Genomic DNA, 22,329 nt, shown 5'->3' on the forward strand with positions numbered 1-22,329 from the left:
GAAAGTGCTTTGCAACAAAGTTTCCTCACTTACAGTATGCAAAGCGAAAAACTTAAGATCCTCACACATCGCTTCTCATTCGTGAAAAAAGCCAAAGTCAAGGCACGCTTGACTTTGACTTTTTGTCATCTTACTTATTATGTTTACAATTGAATTACTTGTCTTCTTTTACTTCTTCAAACTCAGCGTCAACTACATTGTCTTTCTTTGCGCCAGCGTCTTGTGCACCTTGCGCACCTTCTGCTTGACCAGCAGCTGCTTGAGCCTGCTCGTATAATTTAACAGTTAATTGTTGTACGATTTCTTGTAAAGCATCTTTTTTCGCACGAATTTCTTCAAGCTCGTTTTTCTCAATTGCAGCTTGTAATGCTTCTTTCGCTTCTGTTGCTTTTGCAACTTCAGCTGCATCTACTTTACCTTCTAAATCTTTTACAACTTTGTCTGTTTGGAATACAAGTTGGTCAGCTTCGTTACGAAGTTCAACTTCTTCCTTACGTTTTTGGTCAGCGTCAGCATTTGCTTCCGCTTCTTGTACCATACGTTCTACTTCTTCATCAGAAAGACCTGAAGAAGATTGGATTGTAATAGCTTGCTCTTTGCTTGTTCCTAAGTCTTTCGCACGTACGTTAACGATACCGTTCGCATCAATATCGAATGTTACTTCGATTTGTGGAATACCACGTGGTGCTGGTGGAAGGTCAGTTAATTGGAAACGACCTAACGTTTTGTTGTCAGCCGACATTGGACGCTCACCTTGTAATACGTGAATGTCTACTGCTGGTTGATTATCAGCAGCTGTCGAGAATACTTGTGACTTACTTGTTGGAATTGTAGTGTTACGCTCGATTAATTTCGTGAACACGCCACCCATAGTTTCAATACCTAAAGAAAGTGGAGTTACGTCTAATAATAGAACGCCTTCTACATCACCAGTAAGTACGCCACCTTGAACTGCAGCACCTAATGCTACAACTTCATCAGGGTTTACACCTTTATATGGCTCTTTACCAGTTTCACGTTTAATAGCTTCTTGTACAGCTGGGATACGAGTAGATCCACCAACAAGAATAACTTTATCTAATTCGCTTGGAGCAAAACCAGCGTCTTTTAATGCACGACGAGTTGGCTCTAATGTTCTTTCAACAAGACCTGCTGAAAGCTCTTCGAATTTCGCTCTTGTTAACGTTAATTCTAAGTGTAATGGACCAGCAGCTCCAGCACTAATGAATGGTAATGAAATTTGAGTTTGTGTTACACCAGAAAGATCTTTTTTCGCTTTTTCAGCTGCATCTTTCAAGCGTTGAAGCGCCATTTTATCTTGGCTTAAATCAATGTTATTTTCTTTTTTGAACTCAGCTACTAAGTGATCGATGATAACTTGGTCAAAGTCATCGCCACCAAGACGGTTGTCACCAGCAGTTGAAATAACTTCGAATGTGCCGTCTGCTAACTCAAGGATAGATACGTCAAATGTACCGCCACCTAAGTCATATACTAAGATTTTTTGTTCTTCGTCTTGTTTTTCTAAACCGTAAGCAAGTGCTGCTGCTGTTGGCTCGTTAATAATACGCTCAACTTCTAAACCAGCAATACGACCAGCATCTTTCGTTGCTTGACGCTCTGCATCGTTGAAGTATGCAGGTACTGTAATAACAGCTTTCGTTACTGTTTCACCTAAGTATGCTTCAGCAGAAGCTTTTAAGTTTTGTAAAATGATTGCAGAAATTTCTTGAGGTGTATAATCTTTACCTTCAACTTCTACTTTGTAGTCTGTACCCATATGACGTTTAACAGACATGATTGTATTTGGGTTTGTAATTGCTTGGCGCTTTGCAACTTCCCCAACTTGACGTTCTTCATTTTTGAAAGCTACAACAGAAGGTGTTGTACGGTTTCCTTCTGGATTTGGGATAACCTTTGGTTCTCCACCTTCCATAACAGCTACACAAGAGTTTGTTGTACCTAAGTCAATACCGATAATTTTACTCATGGCGAATCCTCCTAGTTTTATGTAAATTATTGATTTACTTTTACCATTGATGGGCGAATCACACGGTCTTTTAGTTTATAACCTTTTTGGAATTCTTCCACAACCGCGTTTGATTCAAATTCACTATCTTCCACTTGCATAATAGCTTGGTGTTCATTAGGATCAAACTGTTTACCAACAGCTTCAATCACTTCCACACCTTCTTTAGTCAGCGCTTCTAACAATTGACGATGCACCATTTCCATACCTTGTAACAAGGATTTCGTTTGCTCATCAGTCGCTTCCACTTGCATTGCTCTTTCAAAATTATCAAGAGCTGGCAAGATGTCTGAAACTAGACTTTGTGCTCTATATTTTTCAGCAGCCTGTTTATCCATTTGGACACGGCGCTTATAATTTTCAAAATCAGCTTGTAGACGTAATGTGCGACCTTCCGTTTCCGTTAGTTTCGCTTGTAGCTCATCTACTTTTTCTTGTAAAAGAGCAGCCTCACTTTTTTCTTCTACAGTTTCTTCACTGTTTTCTGGTGTGACAGCTTCTTCAACTTGCGCTTCTTTTACTTCTTCTACCACTTGTTCGTTACGCTCTTCCACAATATTCACCTCCTTAAAAGGTATTAGGTATCATGCATAGCATGATTACCTAAGCATTATATATTACACACAGCAATGAAAATTTCATCACTTGAGCGAATGTATTACTCTCATTTACTTTTTAAGTCCATCAGTAAATTGTCTCGTAAATAACTGTAACAAACTAATTACACGAGAATATTGCATTCTCGTAGGACCTAAAATAGCAATTGTTCCAAGTTGCTCTTCGCCGATCGAATATGTTGCAGAAATTAAACTACAATCCTCCATAGCCGTCGAAGAGTTTTCCCTACCAATTTTCACTTGAATCCCGACTTGTTTATGACGCAAAATGTCATAAAATTCGGCTTCATTATCAATCATGGTAAGTAAAGATCTAACCTTTTGAATGTCATGGAACTCTGGCTGCGAAAGCATATTTGCTTTTCCTCCAAAGTATATCTTTTCCGATAACGGAACTTGAAATGTACCATCCAACATTTTTATTGCACTATCGTAATTATGAACATACCCACGTAAAACTGTAACAATCTCCTTAAAGATTTTATTATGAAGTTCTTCCATCGGTACGCCAGATAGCTTTTCATTTAAAATATTAACCATTTTTTCTAAATCTGATAAATCAACAGATTCCGGAACGGTAATCGTTTTACTTTGTACATGCCCTGTATCGGTTACAATAATAGCGACAGCAGTTTGACGATCAAGCGGCACAATTTGTACATTTTTAAGTTTATTTGTACTTAACTTCGGTCCAAGAACAATGGCCGTATAATTCGTAAGTTCTGATAAAATTTGAGCAGATTGTTGTGCAATTTTTTCCGCTTCAAAAATTCTTTCAGCAAATAAATCTTTAATTTGTACAATTTCAGCGTTCGGTAAGTTTTGCGGTGCTAAAAGATGGTCTACATAAAATCGGTAGCCTTTCTCAGAAGGAACACGTCCAGAAGAACTGTGCGTTTTTTCAATAAAACCTAATTCTTCTAAGTCCGCCATTTCATTTCGAATAGTAGCTGAACTAAATGTAATTTCATCTTTTTTAGCCAACGTTCTAGACCCAACGGGCTGCGCTGATCCAATAAAGTCATCAATAATTGTTTGTAAAATTAAGAGCTGACGTTCCGTAAGCATCTCATCATCACCTCTGTTAGCACTCTTTGTCTTTGAGTGCTAAATCTATTAATAACTTACCAAAATTGACATTCAATTGTCAACGGAAACGTCACGAAATAATGAAACTTTTTCACGCCTATGGAACATTTAATTAGTCAATCAAAAATGATTGGAATACTTCATTCCCTAATAATTTTCCTTTTCGCGTTAAACGCACATGTCCATCTTCCTCTTCAAGCAATCCCTGCTCTTGGTTGCTTTGTAACTGCTTCGCGAAAACTTGATCCATCTCTACATTAAATTTATTGCGGAACGCCGTTTTAGAAACACCTTTTGTTTTTCGAAGCCCTAAGAACAGCTCTTCTTCCATTCTTTCTTTCTCCGTCACTTTGTGAACATCTAAATACGGAAATCCTGTTTCATCAATTTTATTAAAATATTGCTTCAGCGGACCTACATTTTGAATACGTTCCCCGTTCACATAACTATGAGCTCCAGCTCCAAATCCATAATACTCTTCATTATTCCAGTATGTGAGATTATGTCTACTTTTATTGTCACCTTTTGAGAAATTACTAATTTCATACTGGTTATAACCGTGTTTCTCCATTTCATCCATTACTATTTCATACATTTTCGCTTCATGGTCTTCACCCGGAAGACGCAATTTCCCTTTGTTCATTAAGTTATAAAACACTGTTTTAGGTTCCACAATTAATGAATATGCAGAGAAATGTTGTACACCAAGCGTAAAAGCAATATCTAATGTTTCTTTTACATCTTCTATCGTCTGTCCTGGCAAAGCATAAATAATATCTACATTAATATTTTTAAATCCTACTTCCTGTGCTTCTCGAATCGCGAGGAATGCATCTTCCCTCGTATGCTTGCGCCCGATTTTCTCAAGCAGTTCATCACGGAACGTTTGCACACCAAAACTAATTCGATTCACTCCACCTTCTAGCAGTACATTCAACTTCTCTTTCGGCAGATCTCCTGGATTCGCTTCAAATGTTAATTCACAATTTGGGGCGAACGGACGCAAATGACGATTAATAATCTCGAGTAATTTTTTTGTCTGTTCCATATTTAACGCTGTCGGAGTTCCCCCGCCCACAAAAATCGTTTTTATACTATCAAACGGAACTTTTTGAACCGTATTTATTATTTCCTTCTCTAAATAATCTAAATATTGATCAACCGGTTGGCGTTCAATAAACACTTTATTAAAATCACAATAGTGACAAATGTGCTGACAAAACGGAATATGAATATATGCAGCTTGTACCAAATATAACTCCTACCTTTCTAAAAAGAAAACCTCCGCACTCCGGAGGGTTCTCTACTTCTCTAACGTATTACGAATTTGTTCCATTCGCATTTTTCCCCAATCATACATCATTTCAACGATCGGTAAAAGTGACATGCCTAGTTCCGTCATATAATACTCAACGCGAGGAGGAATTTCGGGATATACTGTCCGATCAACAATTCCATCTTCCATTAACTCTTTTAATTGGTTCGACAAAACTTTATGAGAAATGCTTGGGAATAACCGTTGTAATTCACTGAAACGATGTGGTCCTTCCACACCAAGATGCCACAGTATCACAACTTTCCACTTTCCACTAATAATAGAAAGCGTCAATTCCTTTTCACAATTAAAATTACCATTTTGTATTTTATCTTGAATATCTTTTCGAATATTTTCGGACATTAACAATCTCCTAACTCTATATGAACTAAAAAGCTCTCTCATTATTGTAAATGAGAGCTGCTCAGATGTCTAAAAAGTAATTATACAGAAAAAAGAAGCCGCACAAACGACTTCTTTTTTATTTCAAATATTAGTTGTCATCCATTTTCAGTACAGCCATAAATGCCTCTTGCGGTACTTCTACAGAACCAACAGACTTCATACGTTTTTTACCTTCTTTTTGCTTATCAAGAAGTTTACGCTTACGAGAAATGTCACCGCCGTAACATTTTGCAAGTACGTTTTTACGCATCGCTTTAATTGTAGAACGTGCTACAACTTTATTTCCGATAGTCGCCTGAATTGGCACTTCAAATTGTTGTCTCGGAATTAATTCTTTTAATTTCTCTACGATTACTTTACCACGGTCATACGCTGAATCACGGTGTACGATAAATGATAAAGCATCCACTTGTTCATTATTTAAAAGAATATCCATTTTCACAAGTTTAGATGGTTTATAGCCAATTAACTCGTAGTCAAATGATGCATACCCTTTCGTATTTGATTTCAATTGATCGAAGAAGTCATATACGATTTCTGATAACGGGATTTCATATGTTAATGTAACACGCGTTTCATCTAAATATTGCATATCAATAAACGTTCCACGTTTACCTTGGCAAATCTCCATTACAGCTCCAACATAGTCATTCGGAACCATAATTGAAGCCTTCACAAACGGCTCTTCTACACGATCGATAGACTGTGGATCTGGCATATTAGATGGGTTATCAACAATAACATCTTCACCGTTAGTTAAATAAACTTTATAAATAACGCTTGGCGCTGTTGTAATTAAGTCAATCTTAAATTCACGTTCAATACGTTCTTGAATGATTTCCATGTGAAGAAGCCCTAAGAAACCACAACGGAAACCAAATCCTAGCGCTTGAGATGTTTCTGGTTCAAACTCAAGAGCAGAATCGTTTAACTCTAATTTTTCTAATGCATCACGTAAATCGTTATAACGAGCAGAGTCAATTGGATACAGACCACAGAATACCATCGGATTTAACTTACGGTAACCTGCTAACGGCTCTGCAGCTGGACGTTTCGCATGTGTAATCGTATCACCAACACGTGTGTCACCAACATTTTTAATCGATGCTGCTAAGAAACCTACATCACCTACTGTTAACTCGTCACGTTGCGTAGTTTTCGGTGTAAATACACCTACTTCTGTTACTTCAAATTCTTTACCCGTTGCCATCATACGTACTTTATCGCCAACTTTTACTGTTCCATTTACAACACGGATATAAGCAATTACACCGCGGTACGGATCATATAAAGAGTCGAAAATCATACATTGTAATGGCTCTTCTGAATCACCCGACGGAGCTGGTACTTTTTCAACAATTTGTTCTAAAATTTCTTCAATACCAATTCCAGCTTTCGCAGAAGCAAGTACCGCTTCTGATGCGTCTAAACCAATTACATCTTCTACCTCTTGACGTACACGTTCTGGATCCGCACTTGGTAAGTCGATTTTATTAATAACTGGTAAAATTTCTAAATTGTTATCAAGCGCTAAGTATACGTTTGCTAACGTTTGCGCTTCAATACCTTGCGCTGCATCTACTACAAGAATCGCGCCTTCACAAGCCGCTAAACTACGAGATACTTCGTACGTAAAGTCGACATGTCCTGGTGTATCAATTAAATGAAGAATATACTCTTCACCATCTTTTGCTTTATAGTTTAATTGTACTGCGTTTAATTTAATTGTAATACCACGCTCACGCTCTAAATCCATAGAGTCAAGCAACTGAGCTTTCATTTCGCGTTGTGTTAACGCGTTTGTTTTCTCTAAAATACGGTCTGCTAACGTTGATTTTCCGTGGTCAATATGAGCAATAATAGAGAAATTACGAATTTTGGACTGTCTTTTTGCTCTTTCTTCTTTATTCATCTATGTTCTCAACTCCTAATAGTCTCGCCAATATACACTAGCACTGATTATATCAATAGAGCAACAAAGATTCAATGAAAACTCGTGCTGCTTACGATACAAATCATTCTATCTATATCTTATGCGAATAAACCATAAGAGACAAACCCTTTTCAAATTTTAAAACGGCTGTCTTACAAATCAGTAAAACAACCGCCTCCCATGTTACTCTTAGCTAAAAATTCCTTTTATTTTCCCAACAACTATATCTGTCCCGAACTTCGTCATTTCATAAGCTACACTTGCTACCGCCATCCCAATTCCTTCTACAACATTAAAACTTCTTAAACGTTCTAATTGCTGTTGTTTTTCTGAGGCCGAAAACGAGCTACCCAAAATTTCTGATTCAGCACCTGTACTTTCTGTCCCTGTCATATGAGCTATTTGTTCATATGACAATTGCTGATAGCCTTTCATACTTTTCAAACCATGATTAGCAAGTGCCACTCCTGCTATCATCATAAGTAAACATAAAGCTACACTACATATACACAAAAGCGCAAAGCGACTCAAACCATAATCATCTGTTCCCCTCAATGTGTATATGCTCCCGTATTATCTTGATCAATTTGATGATGTAGCGCTGCATTTAAACCACTCGCTATTACATTCGCCATATCCTCAATAAAAGTATCTACTTCTTTTGGGGTTACCATTAAATTATGACCAAGAGGAGATAGCACTTCATAAATCAGCCTTCTTTTTTCTTCTTCTTCCAATGTACCAACAGCACCTAAAAACATATTTCTGCTCTTTTCATCCGGCATATCTTCTTCTGTTAATTTTTTCTTTTCTCCAAATGAAAATCCCGCTGGTAACAAAGATCGTGAAGGTTTATTTCCTTCTTTCATCTCTCGACCAAAATGTTTCAAAATAAAATCAATCGTATCACTTGTAATCGAAACAGCATCGACCACAGTCGGAACACCAATTGCGATAACAGGGATACCTAATGTGTCTTTACTTAGTTCTTTACGTTTATTCCCAACCCCCGATCCAGGATGGATTCCAGTATCAGAAATTTGTATCGTGCTATTTACTCGTTCAATAGAACGGGCAGCTAATGCATCAATTGCAATTACAAAGTCCGGGTTCGTCTTCTCAATAATTCCATAAATAACATCGCTCGTTTCGATTCCTGTAATCCCCATTACCCCCGGCCGAATTGCACTAACAGGCCTAAATCCTTCTTCTACACTTTCAGGCTGCAATTGAAACAAATGTCTCGTTACTAATACATTTTCTACAACTATCGGTCCAAGAGCATCTGGTGTTACATTCCAATTCCCAAGACCTACAATTAAACAGCTTGCTTCTTTTGTAACTCCAACCTCTTCTAAGAAACAAGAAAATTCTTTTGCAAAAATACGCTCCACTTTTTGTTGAAGTTCTGTATCTTGCTGACGTATCCCTTGTACTTCAAGTGTTAAATAATTTCCAGGTTTTTTCCCCATCGCTTCAGAGGCAGCTTCATCAATCGTTACTTTTGTAATTATAGTACCTTCTTCTTCTCTCTCTTTTACAATAACTCCCTGTATCCCTTTTTGTTCTTCTTGGCTTTCTTGCAACATTTGATGAGCTTCTACAGCAAGGTCAGTTCTAATGCTATATTTACTTAAATCTAATGGTTCTTTCATCGTATCTCCTCCGTAATTCATAGTAAATATCGTTAGATTTCCCAAAGTTATATAAGGTCATTCTTTCCTTTACGTGAAATTTCATGGATATACTATTGCAATTCTCTTCACCGTTTGATAGAATATCACTTGTTCTATGTAAGAATCGAGTCATTCGATTGCACCAGGGAGGTGAAAAGTATGGCAAACATCAAATCTGCTATCAAACGCGCTAAACTTAGCGAAGAGCGTCGTGCACATAACGCTTCTATCAAGTCTGACATGCGTTCTGCTGTTAAAACTGTAGAAGCTTTAGTTACTAATAACGATCTTGAAAATGCTAAAGAAGCTTTCAAAACTGCTTCTAAAAAACTTGACAAAGCAGCTCGTAAAGGTCTTATCCACCAAAACGCTGCAGCTCGTCAAAAATCTCGCTTAGCGAAACAAGTAAACGCGTAAGGCGTTTAAAAAACGATCCATTTGGATCGTTTTTTTATATACAAAAAAGTTCATGCACTAAGTGCATGAACTTTTTTGTGTCATCACATATGATTTAATCGCATTAAGAAAAATTCGAGCACAAGCTTCTTATCCATCTTTCCCGTCTTCATACTATAATCAGCTTCCGCTAATTCTATAATCACTTTTTTTAATTCTTCAAAAGAGAAAAACTTCGTTTGATTCATTGCTAACTTTACACGATACGGATGTACACCAATATGAGACGCAATTTGATTTTGTCCATAACCACGTTGCTGTAGCTCTTTCACTTGATACAACAAGCGGAATTGACTCACTAATAACGCAAGCAATTTAATCGGCTCTTCCTGCTGCGTAAATAATCCATCCAAAATTTGCATTGCACCTGCAATATCTTTTTTCACCACTTTTTCTGTCAAAGCAAATACATTTTGCTCAACTGATTTTGGCACAAGCTCTGCAACAAGTTTCGTCGTAATCTCTCCGCCCATACCAACGTATAACGTTAACTTGTCCATTTCCTTCGCCAACATCGTTACATTACTTCCCACAAGCTCTAGCAACAAACTAACAGCCGCGTTATCAATATGCACATGCACTTCATCTGCACGAGCAACAATCCACTTCTGAACATCCTGTACTTGCATTGCATTCGCTTCTACTACATCTGCTGTTTTCTTTAATAGTTTTGTAATTTTTTTTCGCTCATCAAGTTTTTCGTAAGGCGCAACAAAAACAAGAATAGAAAATGGAGAAGGTTCACTAATGTATTCTTCTAAAATTTTTATATTTTGCTCTAACTTTTCTTTTTGCGAAGTCAAAAATAGCGGTGATTTTATTAACAGTACTTTCCGTTCTCCGAAGAAAGGAAGCGTACGCGCATCCTCAACCACATCTTCTAAATACGCTTCTTCTAAATCGTATGTCACAACATTAAACTCTCGATCTTCTTCTTCAAGTGCTTCTGTCGTAATAAGCTTTATCGTTTCATTTATAAAAAAAGCTTCCGTTCCATATATTAAATATAACGGAGCAAACTGTTTCTTTTTAATTTTTTTATGTATATCACTCATACTTTTTCCTACTCCCTAACTTGGCAATATATATTTATACTAATGCCCTAGCTTTTGTTTTACAAGTACAAAGGAACAGGCTTTATAACCCGTCCCTTTATTTATATTAAACGCCACGCAATAAGCCCCGGGTTTCTTATTGGTGTGCGGTAATCACCTTCCCTTTATTATTCGCAATAAAAATTTGAGTATAAGTGCCAACTGTTAACATGCTTGGAAACGAAAAACTCACATTACTTCATGATTTACAAGTAACAAAAAAGCTCGTTTTCTCTTCATATGGAAATTGTAGATTTTTTTCTGACAATATTTTATACTAAAGTGGAATGTTGGGGAGGGATTCTAAATGAATGATTTTGAACAAAACGTTCAAAGTAAACGCAATGACGCTATTGATTCAGGGGTAGGATTTATCGTCTCATTTGGTTTTTTCGCAACACTTTTCATCATTGCAACTGTTATTAAATTTATCGGTTCTTAAAGACTGCCACTTCATGGCAGTCTTCTCTTTTTCATCTATTATGTGTTTTATCATATGTGATTTTACTTTTAAAGGTTCCATTTTCCCCTTTAAAAACATAGGAAATAGCACCTTGCTTGTCCGTGCGCCATATCGCACTCCCCATCTTCTCAAAACGCTCTATCACTTCTTTATGCGGGTGTCCATACCTATTCTGCTTACCAACAGATATAATCGCTACACGAGGCTGTATGACGTTCAAAAAAGGCTCTATAGATGACGTATCACTCCCATGATGAGCAACTTTTAAAACATCTACTTGTAAATCTGGATATGCCTCTACTAAAATCTTTTCCCCTTCTTCTTCCAAATCGCCTGTAAATAGCCACTTCAACCCTCCAAATTTTGCCCATATTACAATTGAAGCGTTATTTTCACTTTTTTCTTTTCCTTTTGGAGCTAAAACAAAAAATTCCGCTTCATTTACACTCCAACTCTCCCCTTCCCCCACTTCAGTTATTTTCATTTCCTTTTCTAATGCCTGTTTCTTGACTACTTTTTCTAATACTGCATCTTTTCCCTTTCGGCCAAATACCACTTCTTTTACAGGTATATATGATAATAATTCTTGCGCAGCACCTATATGATCTGCATCTCCATGCGTTACGATTAATTTATCAATTGTTTTAATACCTTCTTTTTGTAAAAAGGGTATTAAAACATCATTTCCAACAGAAAATTCATGCTTTTTTTGTTGCCATTCTTCCTTATTCACACGAAGCGTTCCACCTGTATCAATAAGATAAATCCCTTTATCATACGGAAGGCGAATTAATATTGCATCACCTTGTCCAACATCAATAAATGTTACACTTCCGCTTCCTCTAAAATATGGATATATATAATGATATGTGCTAATAAAAAGAAATACACTCGCAACTATACAAACTATTTTTTTCGGCGCTCTCCGTTCCCAAACCATCAATATGCTGACAATACTCGCGCAATATACAGCTACAAGATTGAAGGGCGTTTCCCCGAAGATAAGCTGGGTAAATGGTAAACTTTCACAATAACTTAGAAAATCATTAGACATACTCAAGCCTATTGATAATACATCGGCAAATCCTTTTGCGAGAAACGGGACAATTGGCATACACAGTAAAATAATAATGCTACATGGTAATACAATGATAGATAAAAACGGAACGTATAAGAGATTGAGGAGAATGCTATATGGAGAAAAATAACCAAAGTGATATAACAAAATCGGAGTACTAACGAGCTGTGAAATGATAGAAATATAAATAGAATTCCGGATTACTCCGTTGCTACTTCCTAACAATAACGGAGCAGACAAAAGTAAAGCGAAGCTACCTACAAAAGAAAACTGAAATCCAATATTAAAAACAAGATAAGGGTCATATATAAGCATGCATATAGCTGTTACACTTAAAGCATCTAAACTAGACAAACGAATCGAGCACATAAAAGCAATCAACATCAAAACTCCTGTTATAGAAGCTCTTATAACAGAGGGTGACGCCCCTGCTAAAACCATATACAAAGGAATACAAACGATAAGGCAAATTGTTGCTACCTCCCTTGTCACACCGCTTCTTAGCAAAATAAAATATACTATCACCATTAACAATACAATGTGCGAACCTGAAATTGCTAACAAATGTACAAGACCAAATTGTTGATATTGCTCTTCCACTTCAAACGTCATTTGTTGTCTATCACCAAATATTAATGCATTCATAAAAGCACCTGATTGCTCTGGAAACATTTCTGTAACTTTCGAGATTGCTTGTTGCCTCAAAAGAAGAATCCATTGCGTGAGCGACAGTGATGTTTTATAGCATTCAGAAATATATGTAGCCTCAAATGTAAAATGAATATGTTGTTTGTATAAATAATCACGGTAATTAAAACCATGAAAATTCCGAGCTGTTTCCGGTTCTTTCCTCTCACCCTCGAATACACATGATATCCCTGCGTATAATTGTTGCATTTTTTTCTTTTCCAAGACTGATTTGATTCTATAACTTAACTGCACTATATTTTTATTCTGATCTTCAAATTGAAAAGATAGGCGATCCCCATTAACAAGCGGTGTATTTTGTATAACTCCTCTTGTAACTCCATAGGACTCCCCTAGAGGCTTATTCCACGTTTGAACATAGGAAGTGTATATAGCGCTACTAAAGTACGCTACAATACAAAAAATGAAGGTTTTACGCGAAGTGCGATATAAACAGAAGAAAACATTTAAAAAGAGGCAAAAAACTATCAATAAAAGTGACGATGAAAAGGCAATTGCAACCCCTATTATAAACGAGATTGCAACATACCCCCATTGTTCCTGCAACTTATACTCACTCCTTATAGCATCATTTTTGCTTTCGTGAATACATGCTGTAATTCTTCCATTGATAAATTATCTTTTTCTAAAGACGCAAATAATTCTTTCAACTCTGTATAACGTTTTTGCTCCTCTAATGCAGCAATATCATATTCTAGCGGAACGTGCTTCACTGTTACGTTCGCTTGTTCAAATAACTCTATGGCGTATGGATGATTTTTATAATCCTGTGCATAATAAACCGCTGTAATACCACTTTGAATAATTGCCTTACAACATTGTAAACAAGGGAAATGCGTAACGTAAATTTCTGCTTCCTCTGTTTTCGCACCAAACTTGGCACATTGTAATAAAGCATTCATTTCGGCATGAATTGTCCGAACACAATGATTATCGATTACGTAACAACCATCATCTATACAATGTACGCCACCTTTAATTGAACCATTATACCCACCAGCAATAATTCGTTTATCGCGAACGATTGTCGCTCCTACCGCAAGCCTTGTACATGTACTACGCAAAGATAGTAGATGGCTTTGCGTCATAAAATATTGATCCCATGAAATTCGTTCCATATTTTTCACCTACTTTTTTGTCTACTTGTAGTGTAGCGAAAGAAGAAAAACTTCGTCAATCTTTTACGGAATAATAATTTGACCTTTTATCTTTTCAAGAGACTTCGCACCAATCCCATCAATCTCTAATAAATCTTCTATTTTCTGAAACGGACCATGTTCTTCTCGATATTTCAAAATACTTTCTGCCTTTCGAGAGCCAATCCCTGTAATTTTTTCTAGTTGTTCTTTCGCCGCTGTATTTATTCGAATCTTGCCATCTTCCTTAGAAGAAGTAAGCACCCCTTGTTCTGACTCATTTTTACTCGGTATATAAAGAAGCATTTGATCTTGTACAATTTGTGCTAAATTTACTTTTTTCATATCTACTTCTGATAAAAAACCACCAGCCTTTTGAACCGCATCCTTTACGCGATCTCCTTCCTTCATTTCATATACCCCTTCTTTACTAACCGCTCCTTTCACATCAATTATAATTGTTCTTTTCTGTTCCTTTGTATCCGATATTTTCGGTTTACCCTTTTTTTCTATCTCCTTCTCTTGTACATTCATTGTAATAGGCGTTCGTTCTACATTCTGATTCGTTTTCCAAAAAACAAGAAAAAGTAAAGTTCCAATAATAGCTACTAAACCTAACCACTTTTTCGGAAAATCCCACATCATTTTACACCTCTAATCATAAATTTATAACATCATTCATATTGTTTAGGAGAAAGCTGTTACGAAGGAGGGATGAAACTTTGAACATAGGAATTATAGGGACAGGAAACATGGGAAATATACTAATCGATGCATTTTTAGAAACCCGTGCTGTCAAACCTTCTTGCCTTACAATCATTAATCGGACGCCCGCAAAAGCATATCATATAAAAGAAAAATACCCTTCTGTTCAGATAGCAAAAACAATCCCGGAAGTAATCGAACAATCACAACTTATTTTTATTTGTGTTAAGCCGATAGATATATACCCTATCCTAAAAAAATACGCTGAACATTTTTCTGATGAAACGTGCTTAGTTTCTATTACAAGTCCAATATCTCCATCACAATTAGAGACTCTCGTACCTTGCCACGTCGCGCGTATCATTCCAAGTATCACAAATCGCGCTCTCTCTGGCGCCTCACTATTTACATTTGGAGATAATTGCTCTGAAGAATGGCAACAAAAACTACTTCATCTATTCAAAAACATTTCTACACCTCTTGTAATAAAAGAAGATATAACGCGCGTTTCATCTGATATAGCAAGTTGCGGTCCTGCTTTCTTTAGTTATTTACTACAATGCTTCATTAACGCTGCTGTAGATAAAACAAATATTACACACGAAGAGGCTACTACTTTAGTAAGTGAAATGGTCGTGGGGATGGGGAAATTACTTGAAAAAGAAATCTTCACATTACCTACCTTACAAGAAAAGGTTTGCGTGAAAGGCGGCGTTACTGGGGAAGGCATTCGGGTTTTAGAAGAACACGTTGGAGATATGTTCCATAAGTTAATCGAGCGAACACATGAAAAATTTGATGAAGATTTAGAATGCGTTGATCAGCAATTCAATAAACACACATAATAAATACGTCATTTTCATTCCAAATCCTTTTTATAAATACTTACTTTTTTACAATACATTTTCACTTCAACTACTATTCCCACACTTTACGCATACGATCTTTAGATTATGCTAGAACTAAAAATACATCTTCTTTATAAAACAAAAGCAACCTTCTCGGTTGCTTTTGTTTTTATCCGTTTTTCTTCGCCATGAAGAAAATACGCTCTGTTTGTTCTGTAACTTCAAGTCGCTCAAAATCACCTGTTACACGAAGCACTGTAAAACCTGCTTCTTCAAGCCATTTCGTTAACTCTTCCACTTGATATGCACGTTGCACGTGACATTCGTCAAACCGATGGTACACATCTTCTTCTGGATCTTGAACAAAGAATGTTAAATCATGCTCTACACTATTTGATTCTTCACCAGGGAAGCAATTCCAAATAAGAGATATTTCTTCTCCATTCACTGTATACGTTTCATTTTGAAATACATGATGTATTTTATATAAAGAGTGTACATCAAATAAAAACAAACCATCTTGACGTAAATGGTGAAATACTCTTCTAAATGTTTCTTGTACTCCATCTTCTTGCAATACATAATTTAATGAATCACAAAAAATCGTTACACAGTCAAACTCACCCGGAACATCAAGCTCGCGCATATCTTGTTGGTAAAAAGGAATAAAATGCCCTTCTCCGCCTAGTTTTTGCTGAGCGACTGTTAACATTTCTTCTGAAAGATCGACACCTATTAAATCGTAACCCTTTTGCACAAGCGGCAGGGTTACATTACCTGTACCGCATGCTACATCAAGAATTTTTGCCTCTTTCATACCTGCCTGCTGTAAACTTCCCTCTGTAAATTCCACCCATTTATCATAAGGGACATCATTCATTAGTTCGTCGTACAACAATGCAAATTGTTCGTATTTCATTGGCCTAACTCTTCTGTAATATCTTCACGTGGCACATCGCCCCATAGACGCTCTAAATTATAATGATTACGCTCATCTTTATGGAATACATGAGCAACTACATCTCCAAGATCAACTAATACCCAACGTGCTTCGTCAAACCCTTCCATACGTTGTACGTCGATTTGGAACTCATGTGCTTTTGATTTAATTTCACGTGCAATTGCTTGCACTTGTTTATCTGAATTTCCGTGACAAATAATGAAATAATCTGCAATTGGTGAAATACCTTGCATATTTAGGACAACCATATCTTCTGCTCTCTTATCATCAGCTGCTTTTGCCGCTAATACTAATAATTCTTTATCGTTCATTTACTCATTTCCTCCTTGATAACTGCATTGTATGTTTGGAATGTTAATGGATAAATCGTCTGATCTTTTTCCATTAAAAATTGAATTGTTCTCTTTAACGCAAATAATAGGGCTTGATTTATATCCGTATATGCGAGTTTACGAGCCTCTTCCACTCCTGGAAACTTTCGCCCAGGTTCAATGTAATCAGCTACATAAATCACTTTATCTAACATCGTCATATTCTCATGACCACTTGTATGATATGTAATAGCTTGCAAAATTTCAGAATCCGTAATGCCTACTTCTTTTTCTACTAAGTATGCCCCAACAGGTGCATGCCATAACTCTTTGTTATAGCAAAGTAAATCTTTCGGCAAATCTTCACGTTTAATAATCTCTTCCATTTCTGAAATTGCTCTACATTTCGCATAATCATGGAATATAGCTGCCATCTCTGCTTTTTTCTCGTCCACACCGTATAACTTAGCAAGCTCAATCGCTGTCTCCATTACACCAATTGTGTGTATATAACGTTTTTCATGCATTTGTTGTTTGACAATATGCAGTGCATTCTCACGATTCATACAACCCATTCCTCTCGATATATACCTGTACTTTTTCAGGAAGTAAATATTTACACGTTTTCTTCTCTTTATATCTCTCACGTAATAAGGATGAAGAAACTGCAAATTCCGGAATTTCCACTGTAGTAATCTTATATGGTGTATGCAATGTATACCCAGGTCTTGCAACTCCAACAAACGTTACAAGATTAAGTAAAGCTTCAATGTTATACCACTTCGGTAAATATTCAACCATATCCCCACCAATAATAAAGTGAAACTGCACATCCGGATACTTCTTCGTCAATTGTAACATAGTGTCATACGTATAAGATGGGCCCTTCCTACTTAGCTCTTCTAAACAAATAGAAAAGTGTTCTTCTGCCTCAGTCGCGAGCTCTAACATATGTAAACGACTTTCTACACTTGTAATATTCCGCCCTTGTTTATGTGGGGGAATCTGGTTTGGCAAGAACCATACTTCTTCCAAGTTCAAAGCGTGATATACTTCATTTGCAATTAGCAAATGTCCATAGTGAGGCGGATCAAATGTACCGCCAATGATGCCAATTTTCCTCAAAAGAAACGCCCCTTCCTTTTATATACAGCAACTCTCCTCGGTTAGGAATGAAGAGAGTTGCTATTAATAAAAGTTCAATTGGTTTCGCTCTCTACATCATTACGCATCAGCGATAAAAATAGCGCATGCTAATCTTTTTATCGAGGAAGCTTAATTTGTTTATTTTCTCTTGATTCTTTGTATAAAACGATTGTGCTTCCAATTACTTGAACGATTTCAGCACGTGCACCTTTTGCAAGTTCTTCCGCAACCTCACGGCGATCAAATTCACAGTTTTGTAATACACTTACTTTAAATAACTCACGAGCTTCTAAAGTATCTGCAATTTGTTTAATCATATTTTCATTTACTCCGCCTTTTCCTACTTGAAAAATTGGTGTTAAATGATGTGCTTGTGCACGTAAAAATCTTTTTTGTTTTCCTGTTAACATATATGTTAGCCTCCAAGCTTTTCTATAACTAATTGTTTCATTCTCTCGATATTTGGGGTGCGTCCTGTCCACATTTCAAATGCAAGTGCTCCTTGATAAACAAACATATCAATACCATTTTGAATGATTGCATCTTGCTCTTTTGCCTCACATAAAATTTTCGTTTCAAATGGATTATAAATTATATCTGATACAATCGTTCCCTTTTTTAACGAACAAATTTGTAATGGCGTATATTCTACGTGCGGATGCATACCTATCGTTGTCGTCTGAATGATAATATCATAATTTCCTTGTTCTTCTGTCGCTTTTTCTAACGACAAAGCAACAGAATTAACATCGGCCGTACGTGCAGCAATAAGTTCCTTCGCCTTATCTACTGTACGATTGGCTACATCAATATCTTTTACACCTACATCAGCAAGAGAAAAATAAATAGCTCGGCTAGCACCACCTGAACCAAGTAACAAAATACGTTTCCCTTGAAGTGGTTCATTACTAATTGACTGCAGCGCTCGAACAAAACCAATCCCGTCTGTGTTATAGCCAATTAATCTTCCATCCTTATGAACCACTGTATTTACTGCACCGATTTTCCTTGCCAATGGGTCAATCTCATCCAAATACTCCATAATAGCAACCTTGTGCGGAGTTGTTACATTAAATCCTGAAATACCTAATGCTTTTAAACCTCTTACTGCTTCCCCTAGCAATTCCTCTTCAACAAGGAACGCATGATAATGGGCATCCATATTCAAGTGTTCAAATGCATCGTTATGCATAACGGGTGATAATGAATGTCCAATTGGATTTCCGATTACACCATATAATTGTTTCATAAATCCCTCTCCATATTAAATTAAAGATTTACGTAGTGAAACACTTACTCCTTTTGGTACGTGTGCAACAATTTTTGCTCCTGGTTCGTTCACAGTAACCCATCCTAATCCAGAGAATACAACATCCGTTTTAGGTTCACGAATATTAAATTCGTATTTCACTAGCTCAGGCATATTTGCTAATTCTTCTGGCGTTGGTGGGCTTAATAAATCCCCGGCATGATTTTTATATAATTCATCTGCTTTCTCAAGCTTTGTACGATGGATTGTTAAGCGATTCGAGAAGTGACAAGTAAATGCACGACGACCACCACTTACATAATCAAAACGTGCCAATCCACTAAAGAATAACGTTTGTTCTTCATTTAATTGGAATACCATCGGCTTAATTTCTTTTGTTGGTGTAATAAGCTTTAAGCTTTGCTTTCCAACATAATGAGCCATTTGGTGGTGGTTAATAATACCTGGCGTATCATATAAAGAAGACTCTTCGTCCAATGGAATATCAATTAAATCCAGTGTTGTTCCTGGGAAATGAGATGTTGTAATTACATTTTCAGTCTCATCACTAAATTCTTTAATCATACGATTAATAAATGTCGATTTCCCTACATTCGTACATCCAACAACATAAACATCTTTGCCGCCGCGATAATACTCAATAGCATCTGCTAGTTCAGCAATTCCTTGTCCCTTCGCTGCACTAATTAAAAAGACATCTTCTGGTTTTAATCCTAGCTGCTTTGCACTATAGCGCATCCAATGTTTTACTTTATCATGTTTTACTGACTTTGGAATTAAATCAGCTTTATTTCCAACAAGTAATACTTTATTATTCCCTACGAAACGATGTAAGCCAGGTAACCAGCTACCATTAAAATCAAAAATATCTACAATTTTGACTACTAATGCATCTGATTTTCCAATTCCATTTAAAATGCGTAGGAAGTCATCATCTGTTAACGATACATCTTGAATTTCATTGTAATGCTTCAAGCGAAAACAACGTTGACAAATGACTTGTTCTTTCTCTAAAGATGAGGCAGGAGCATACCCCACTTCGTTTTTATTTTCTGTTTGAATTTCTACACCGCAACCAATACATTTAATTGTTTCAGTCAAACTTTATTCCTCCCAGTTAATTAAACCTTTTTTCTTCATATTTTTCATAATTCTTCGTTCAATTTTTCGATTAAAGCGCGTTACTAATCCGTCCGTTTGTGCTACCGGTACAACTAAAATTGTATGAAGGCCTACTCGGTTTCCACCAAGCACGTCAGTCAGTAACTGATCTCCAATTACTACAACTTCATCTGGCTGCAAACGCATCTCTTGTATCGCACGCTTAAATGCGCGAACAAATGGTTTACGTGCACTATGAATAAATGGAATACCTAATGGATCAGCAAAATCTTTCACACGTTGCTCATTATTATTTGAAACGACCGTTACTTGAATGCCTTGCTCTTTCATTTCCAAGAACCATTTTTCAAGTTGCGGCGTTGCATTGGGACGATCCCATTCAATTAAAGTGTTATCTAAGTCAGTAATAACGCCTTTAATCCCACGTTTTTTTAAATCTTCTGGTTGAACATGATATACATTTTTCACATATTCATTTGGTAAAAATAGTTTCAATTTCTTTCACCTCTTTGAGGATTTTTCATAAAATTTTTCGACAACATTTTTCGATATATAACCTGTGGATAAAATTGTACACATTTTCCACATTAATTTTTCAGTTAATTTGGAATTTACTAACAAACTATACACACTTTATCCACCTAGGTATGTGGATAACCACTCGTTTGTGACTGTCATATTTTTTTGGTACATTAAATGCATCAACGAATCAATCCTTATATTATTAGGAGGTGACTCACCTTGAAAACAAAACATATGGAACAGTTATCCACTGAGTTACTCACTGAGTCTTATTATAAAGCAAAAGAACTAAAATTAAATCCCGACTTCATTTTACTTATAAAACAAGAAATCATTAGACGCTCATTAGAGGACAAGCTTGTCAAATCATCTTGATTACATATAAAGTGAAAGTTTAATCAGCCCTTACCAATCAAACAGTTACAGGATAAATTATTAGATGCCCTGTAAAAAGAGCCATCCTACGATGGCTCTCGAATAAACAAGTACTCCCATCTAGGGGATTTCATCATTAAGTATCTTTGCCCATAACTCTTACTTACGGTTATAAAAGCTTTTCTTTATTTATGAGCTAAGCGAGTAGCTATTTTTTCACCAAGACGAAGCTCTTGTCCACTCTTTAATTCCTGCACTACTTCTATCATATCTTTTTCAAACAATAACACAACTGTTGAACCAAATGTAAAGTATGCCATTTCTTCACCTTTTTGAACAGTGTCTCTCTCATGCAAAAGCTCAATACTATTAACAAACATAGCACCTACTTTTACAAGAGCCATATGCTCGCCATCACTGCTTACTTCTGTAACAGAACGATAATTTTTTGACAGTGGTTCTTTCCCGTATTCCATACCAGCTGCATTTACCGGATATGATTTTCTACCGAGTACAAATCTTTCAGTCACAGAACCAGAAAGCGGACTATGAATGCGATGATAATGACTTGGACTCAAATAAATTACCATATATGTACCGCCTGCATATCGCGTTGCACGTTCTTCATTACCTAGCATATCCACAATTGAATAGCGCTTTCCTTTTATATCAAATGTTTTTGTATCCTCAATAGGACCATGATCTGCAAAAACACCATCAACAGGACTAACAATACTCGATGCATCTGTATCAATACTACGCTTTCCTTCTTTTAGCTTACGCGTAAATAATTCATGCAATGTTCTATATTCCTTCAAACCCTTTTCCATCTCATCTTGATTAATTTGAAAAACTTTCGCGTACGATGGAATAATGATAGAGCTCAAACGAGATTGTGCAAATTTACGTAATATATAAGAAGTAAAGCGACCATTTGTAAGTTCTATCATAAGTCGATATAATGTACGTCGCAAATTGCGAAACCCCCTAATCAGTCTATAACTTTAGTTTTCCCTTCTTTTCTTTCTATATCATATGTAAAATTGGTTCTTATTCCCACATATCATATA

At 36.4% G+C, this 22,329-nt stretch carries 25 protein-coding genes; 4 read left to right on the top strand and 21 right to left on the bottom strand.

Annotated elements, in window-relative coordinates:
* Positions 1 to 154 precede the first annotated feature (154 nt).
* The 8 genes from dnaK to gpr all read right to left on the bottom strand — a co-directional run bounded on the left by dnaK (position 155) and on the right by gpr (position 9,043).
* Complete coding sequence (gene dnaK / locus D1166_RS11180) at positions 155 to 1,990, bottom strand: chaperone protein DnaK (RefSeq protein ID WP_000034700.1); 1,836 nt, start codon at positions 1,988 to 1,990, stop codon at positions 155 to 157.
* A 26-nt stretch (positions 1,991 to 2,016) separates the two neighbouring features.
* Positions 2,017 to 2,583 carry a nucleotide exchange factor GrpE gene (gene grpE / locus D1166_RS11185; protein WP_000392711.1) on the bottom strand — a complete coding sequence of 189 codons (567 nt, stop codon included), beginning with the start codon at positions 2,581 to 2,583 and terminating at the stop codon, positions 2,017 to 2,019.
* A 114-nt stretch (positions 2,584 to 2,697) separates the two neighbouring features.
* The gene (gene hrcA, locus D1166_RS11190) at positions 2,698 to 3,714 is read right to left on the bottom strand and encodes a heat-inducible transcriptional repressor HrcA (RefSeq protein ID WP_000954941.1); all 1,017 of its coding nucleotides are present in this window, start codon (positions 3,712 to 3,714) and stop codon (positions 2,698 to 2,700) included.
* A 133-nt stretch (positions 3,715 to 3,847) separates the two neighbouring features.
* Positions 3,848 to 4,987 (bottom strand): radical SAM family heme chaperone HemW, encoded by a 1,140-nt coding sequence (gene hemW, locus D1166_RS11195; protein WP_000249427.1) that lies wholly within the window; start codon positions 4,985 to 4,987, stop codon positions 3,848 to 3,850.
* Positions 4,988 to 5,038: 51 nt separating this feature from the next.
* Positions 5,039 to 5,413 (bottom strand): winged helix-turn-helix transcriptional regulator, encoded by a 375-nt coding sequence (locus D1166_RS11200; RefSeq protein WP_001293539.1) that lies wholly within the window; start codon positions 5,411 to 5,413, stop codon positions 5,039 to 5,041.
* A gap of 130 nt (positions 5,414 to 5,543) precedes the next feature.
* Positions 5,544 to 7,367 carry an elongation factor 4 gene (gene lepA, locus D1166_RS11205; RefSeq protein ID WP_001030951.1) on the bottom strand — a complete coding sequence of 608 codons (1,824 nt, stop codon included), beginning with the start codon at positions 7,365 to 7,367 and terminating at the stop codon, positions 5,544 to 5,546.
* 210 nt (positions 7,368 to 7,577) lie between these two features.
* The gene (locus D1166_RS11210; protein WP_001215034.1) at positions 7,578 to 7,943 is read right to left on the bottom strand and encodes a YqxA family protein; all 366 of its coding nucleotides are present in this window, start codon (positions 7,941 to 7,943) and stop codon (positions 7,578 to 7,580) included.
* Positions 7,940 to 9,043 carry a GPR endopeptidase gene (gene gpr / locus D1166_RS11215; protein WP_000662616.1) on the bottom strand — a complete coding sequence of 368 codons (1,104 nt, stop codon included), beginning with the start codon at positions 9,041 to 9,043 and terminating at the stop codon, positions 7,940 to 7,942. Before gpr ends, D1166_RS11210 begins: the two co-directional genes overlap by 4 nt.
* Before the next feature lie 180 nt (positions 9,044 to 9,223).
* Between gpr and rpsT the strand changes: the two genes are divergently transcribed.
* Positions 9,224 to 9,481, top strand: coding sequence for a 30S ribosomal protein S20 (gene rpsT / locus D1166_RS11220; RefSeq protein WP_001274011.1), 258 nt, complete (start codon positions 9,224 to 9,226; stop codon positions 9,479 to 9,481).
* Between the two features lie 83 nt (positions 9,482 to 9,564).
* Here the strand turns inward: rpsT and holA are convergent, their stop codons facing one another.
* Positions 9,565 to 10,575 carry a DNA polymerase III subunit delta gene (holA, locus tag D1166_RS11225; RefSeq protein ID WP_118043308.1) on the bottom strand — a complete coding sequence of 337 codons (1,011 nt, stop codon included), beginning with the start codon at positions 10,573 to 10,575 and terminating at the stop codon, positions 9,565 to 9,567.
* A 346-nt stretch (positions 10,576 to 10,921) separates the two neighbouring features.
* Between holA and D1166_RS11230 the strand changes: the two genes are divergently transcribed.
* Complete coding sequence (locus D1166_RS11230; RefSeq protein ID WP_000997609.1) at positions 10,922 to 11,056, top strand: YqzM family protein; 135 nt, start codon at positions 10,922 to 10,924, stop codon at positions 11,054 to 11,056.
* A 31-nt stretch (positions 11,057 to 11,087) separates the two neighbouring features.
* Here D1166_RS11230 and D1166_RS11235 read toward each other — a convergent pair whose 3' ends face one another.
* The 3 genes from D1166_RS11235 to D1166_RS11245 all read right to left on the bottom strand — a co-directional run bounded on the left by D1166_RS11235 (position 11,088) and on the right by D1166_RS11245 (position 14,644).
* The gene (locus tag D1166_RS11235; protein ID WP_097856088.1) at positions 11,088 to 13,409 is read right to left on the bottom strand and encodes a DNA internalization-related competence protein ComEC/Rec2; all 2,322 of its coding nucleotides are present in this window, start codon (positions 13,407 to 13,409) and stop codon (positions 11,088 to 11,090) included.
* A 14-nt stretch (positions 13,410 to 13,423) separates the two neighbouring features.
* Positions 13,424 to 13,981, bottom strand: a complete 558-nt coding sequence (locus D1166_RS11240) for a ComE operon protein 2 (protein WP_000439773.1) — start codon at positions 13,979 to 13,981, stop codon at positions 13,424 to 13,426.
* A gap of 63 nt (positions 13,982 to 14,044) precedes the next feature.
* Positions 14,045 to 14,644 (bottom strand): helix-hairpin-helix domain-containing protein, encoded by a 600-nt coding sequence (locus tag D1166_RS11245; protein WP_000989929.1) that lies wholly within the window; start codon positions 14,642 to 14,644, stop codon positions 14,045 to 14,047.
* Positions 14,645 to 14,721: 77 nt separating this feature from the next.
* On the opposite strand from D1166_RS11245, the gene comER reads away from it, so the two are divergent.
* Positions 14,722 to 15,549 carry a late competence protein ComER gene (comER, locus tag D1166_RS11250; protein WP_118043309.1) on the top strand — a complete coding sequence of 276 codons (828 nt, stop codon included), beginning with the start codon at positions 14,722 to 14,724 and terminating at the stop codon, positions 15,547 to 15,549.
* 172 nt (positions 15,550 to 15,721) lie between these two features.
* Here comER and D1166_RS11255 read toward each other — a convergent pair whose 3' ends face one another.
* The 8 genes from D1166_RS11255 to D1166_RS11290 all read right to left on the bottom strand — a co-directional run bounded on the left by D1166_RS11255 (position 15,722) and on the right by D1166_RS11290 (position 20,857).
* Positions 15,722 to 16,471, bottom strand: coding sequence for a class I SAM-dependent methyltransferase (locus D1166_RS11255; protein ID WP_000873080.1), 750 nt, complete (start codon positions 16,469 to 16,471; stop codon positions 15,722 to 15,724).
* Complete coding sequence (gene rsfS, locus D1166_RS11260; RefSeq protein WP_000998193.1) at positions 16,468 to 16,824, bottom strand: ribosome silencing factor; 357 nt, start codon at positions 16,822 to 16,824, stop codon at positions 16,468 to 16,470. The genes D1166_RS11255 and rsfS overlap by 4 nt, the downstream gene beginning before the upstream one ends.
* Complete coding sequence (gene yqeK / locus D1166_RS11265) at positions 16,821 to 17,390, bottom strand: bis(5'-nucleosyl)-tetraphosphatase (symmetrical) YqeK (RefSeq protein WP_001078477.1); 570 nt, start codon at positions 17,388 to 17,390, stop codon at positions 16,821 to 16,823. Before yqeK ends, rsfS begins: the two co-directional genes overlap by 4 nt.
* Positions 17,380 to 17,949: a nicotinate-nucleotide adenylyltransferase gene (gene nadD, locus D1166_RS11270; RefSeq protein ID WP_001226048.1), complete on the bottom strand. Its 570-nt coding sequence runs from the start codon at positions 17,947 to 17,949 to the stop codon at positions 17,380 to 17,382. Before nadD ends, yqeK begins: the two co-directional genes overlap by 11 nt.
* A gap of 137 nt (positions 17,950 to 18,086) precedes the next feature.
* On the bottom strand, positions 18,087 to 18,380 hold the full coding sequence (gene yhbY / locus D1166_RS11275) for a ribosome assembly RNA-binding protein YhbY (protein ID WP_000955224.1): 294 nt from the start codon (positions 18,378 to 18,380) through the stop codon (positions 18,087 to 18,089).
* Between the two features lie 5 nt (positions 18,381 to 18,385).
* On the bottom strand, positions 18,386 to 19,219 hold the full coding sequence (gene aroE, locus D1166_RS11280; protein ID WP_097856087.1) for a shikimate dehydrogenase: 834 nt from the start codon (positions 19,217 to 19,219) through the stop codon (positions 18,386 to 18,388).
* A 15-nt stretch (positions 19,220 to 19,234) separates the two neighbouring features.
* The gene (gene yqeH / locus D1166_RS11285) at positions 19,235 to 20,341 is read right to left on the bottom strand and encodes a ribosome biogenesis GTPase YqeH (protein WP_000140799.1); all 1,107 of its coding nucleotides are present in this window, start codon (positions 20,339 to 20,341) and stop codon (positions 19,235 to 19,237) included.
* A 3-nt stretch (positions 20,342 to 20,344) separates the two neighbouring features.
* Positions 20,345 to 20,857 carry a YqeG family HAD IIIA-type phosphatase gene (locus tag D1166_RS11290; RefSeq protein ID WP_000765314.1) on the bottom strand — a complete coding sequence of 171 codons (513 nt, stop codon included), beginning with the start codon at positions 20,855 to 20,857 and terminating at the stop codon, positions 20,345 to 20,347.
* A gap of 246 nt (positions 20,858 to 21,103) precedes the next feature.
* Here D1166_RS11290 and sda point away from each other — a divergent pair, with 246 nt between their 5' ends.
* Positions 21,104 to 21,259, top strand: coding sequence for a sporulation histidine kinase inhibitor Sda (gene sda / locus D1166_RS11295; RefSeq protein ID WP_000850094.1), 156 nt, complete (start codon positions 21,104 to 21,106; stop codon positions 21,257 to 21,259).
* A gap of 185 nt (positions 21,260 to 21,444) precedes the next feature.
* On the opposite strand, the gene D1166_RS11300 is transcribed toward sda, so the two are convergent.
* Entirely contained in the window at positions 21,445 to 22,233 is a 789-nt protein-coding gene (locus D1166_RS11300) for a phosphatidylserine decarboxylase (RefSeq protein WP_001255000.1), read from the bottom strand.
* Positions 22,234 to 22,329 lie beyond the last annotated feature (96 nt).

The organism is Bacillus sp. ISO11, assembly GCF_003458115.1.
GTDB lineage: Bacteria > Bacillota > Bacilli > Bacillales > Bacillaceae_G > Bacillus_A > Bacillus_A cereus.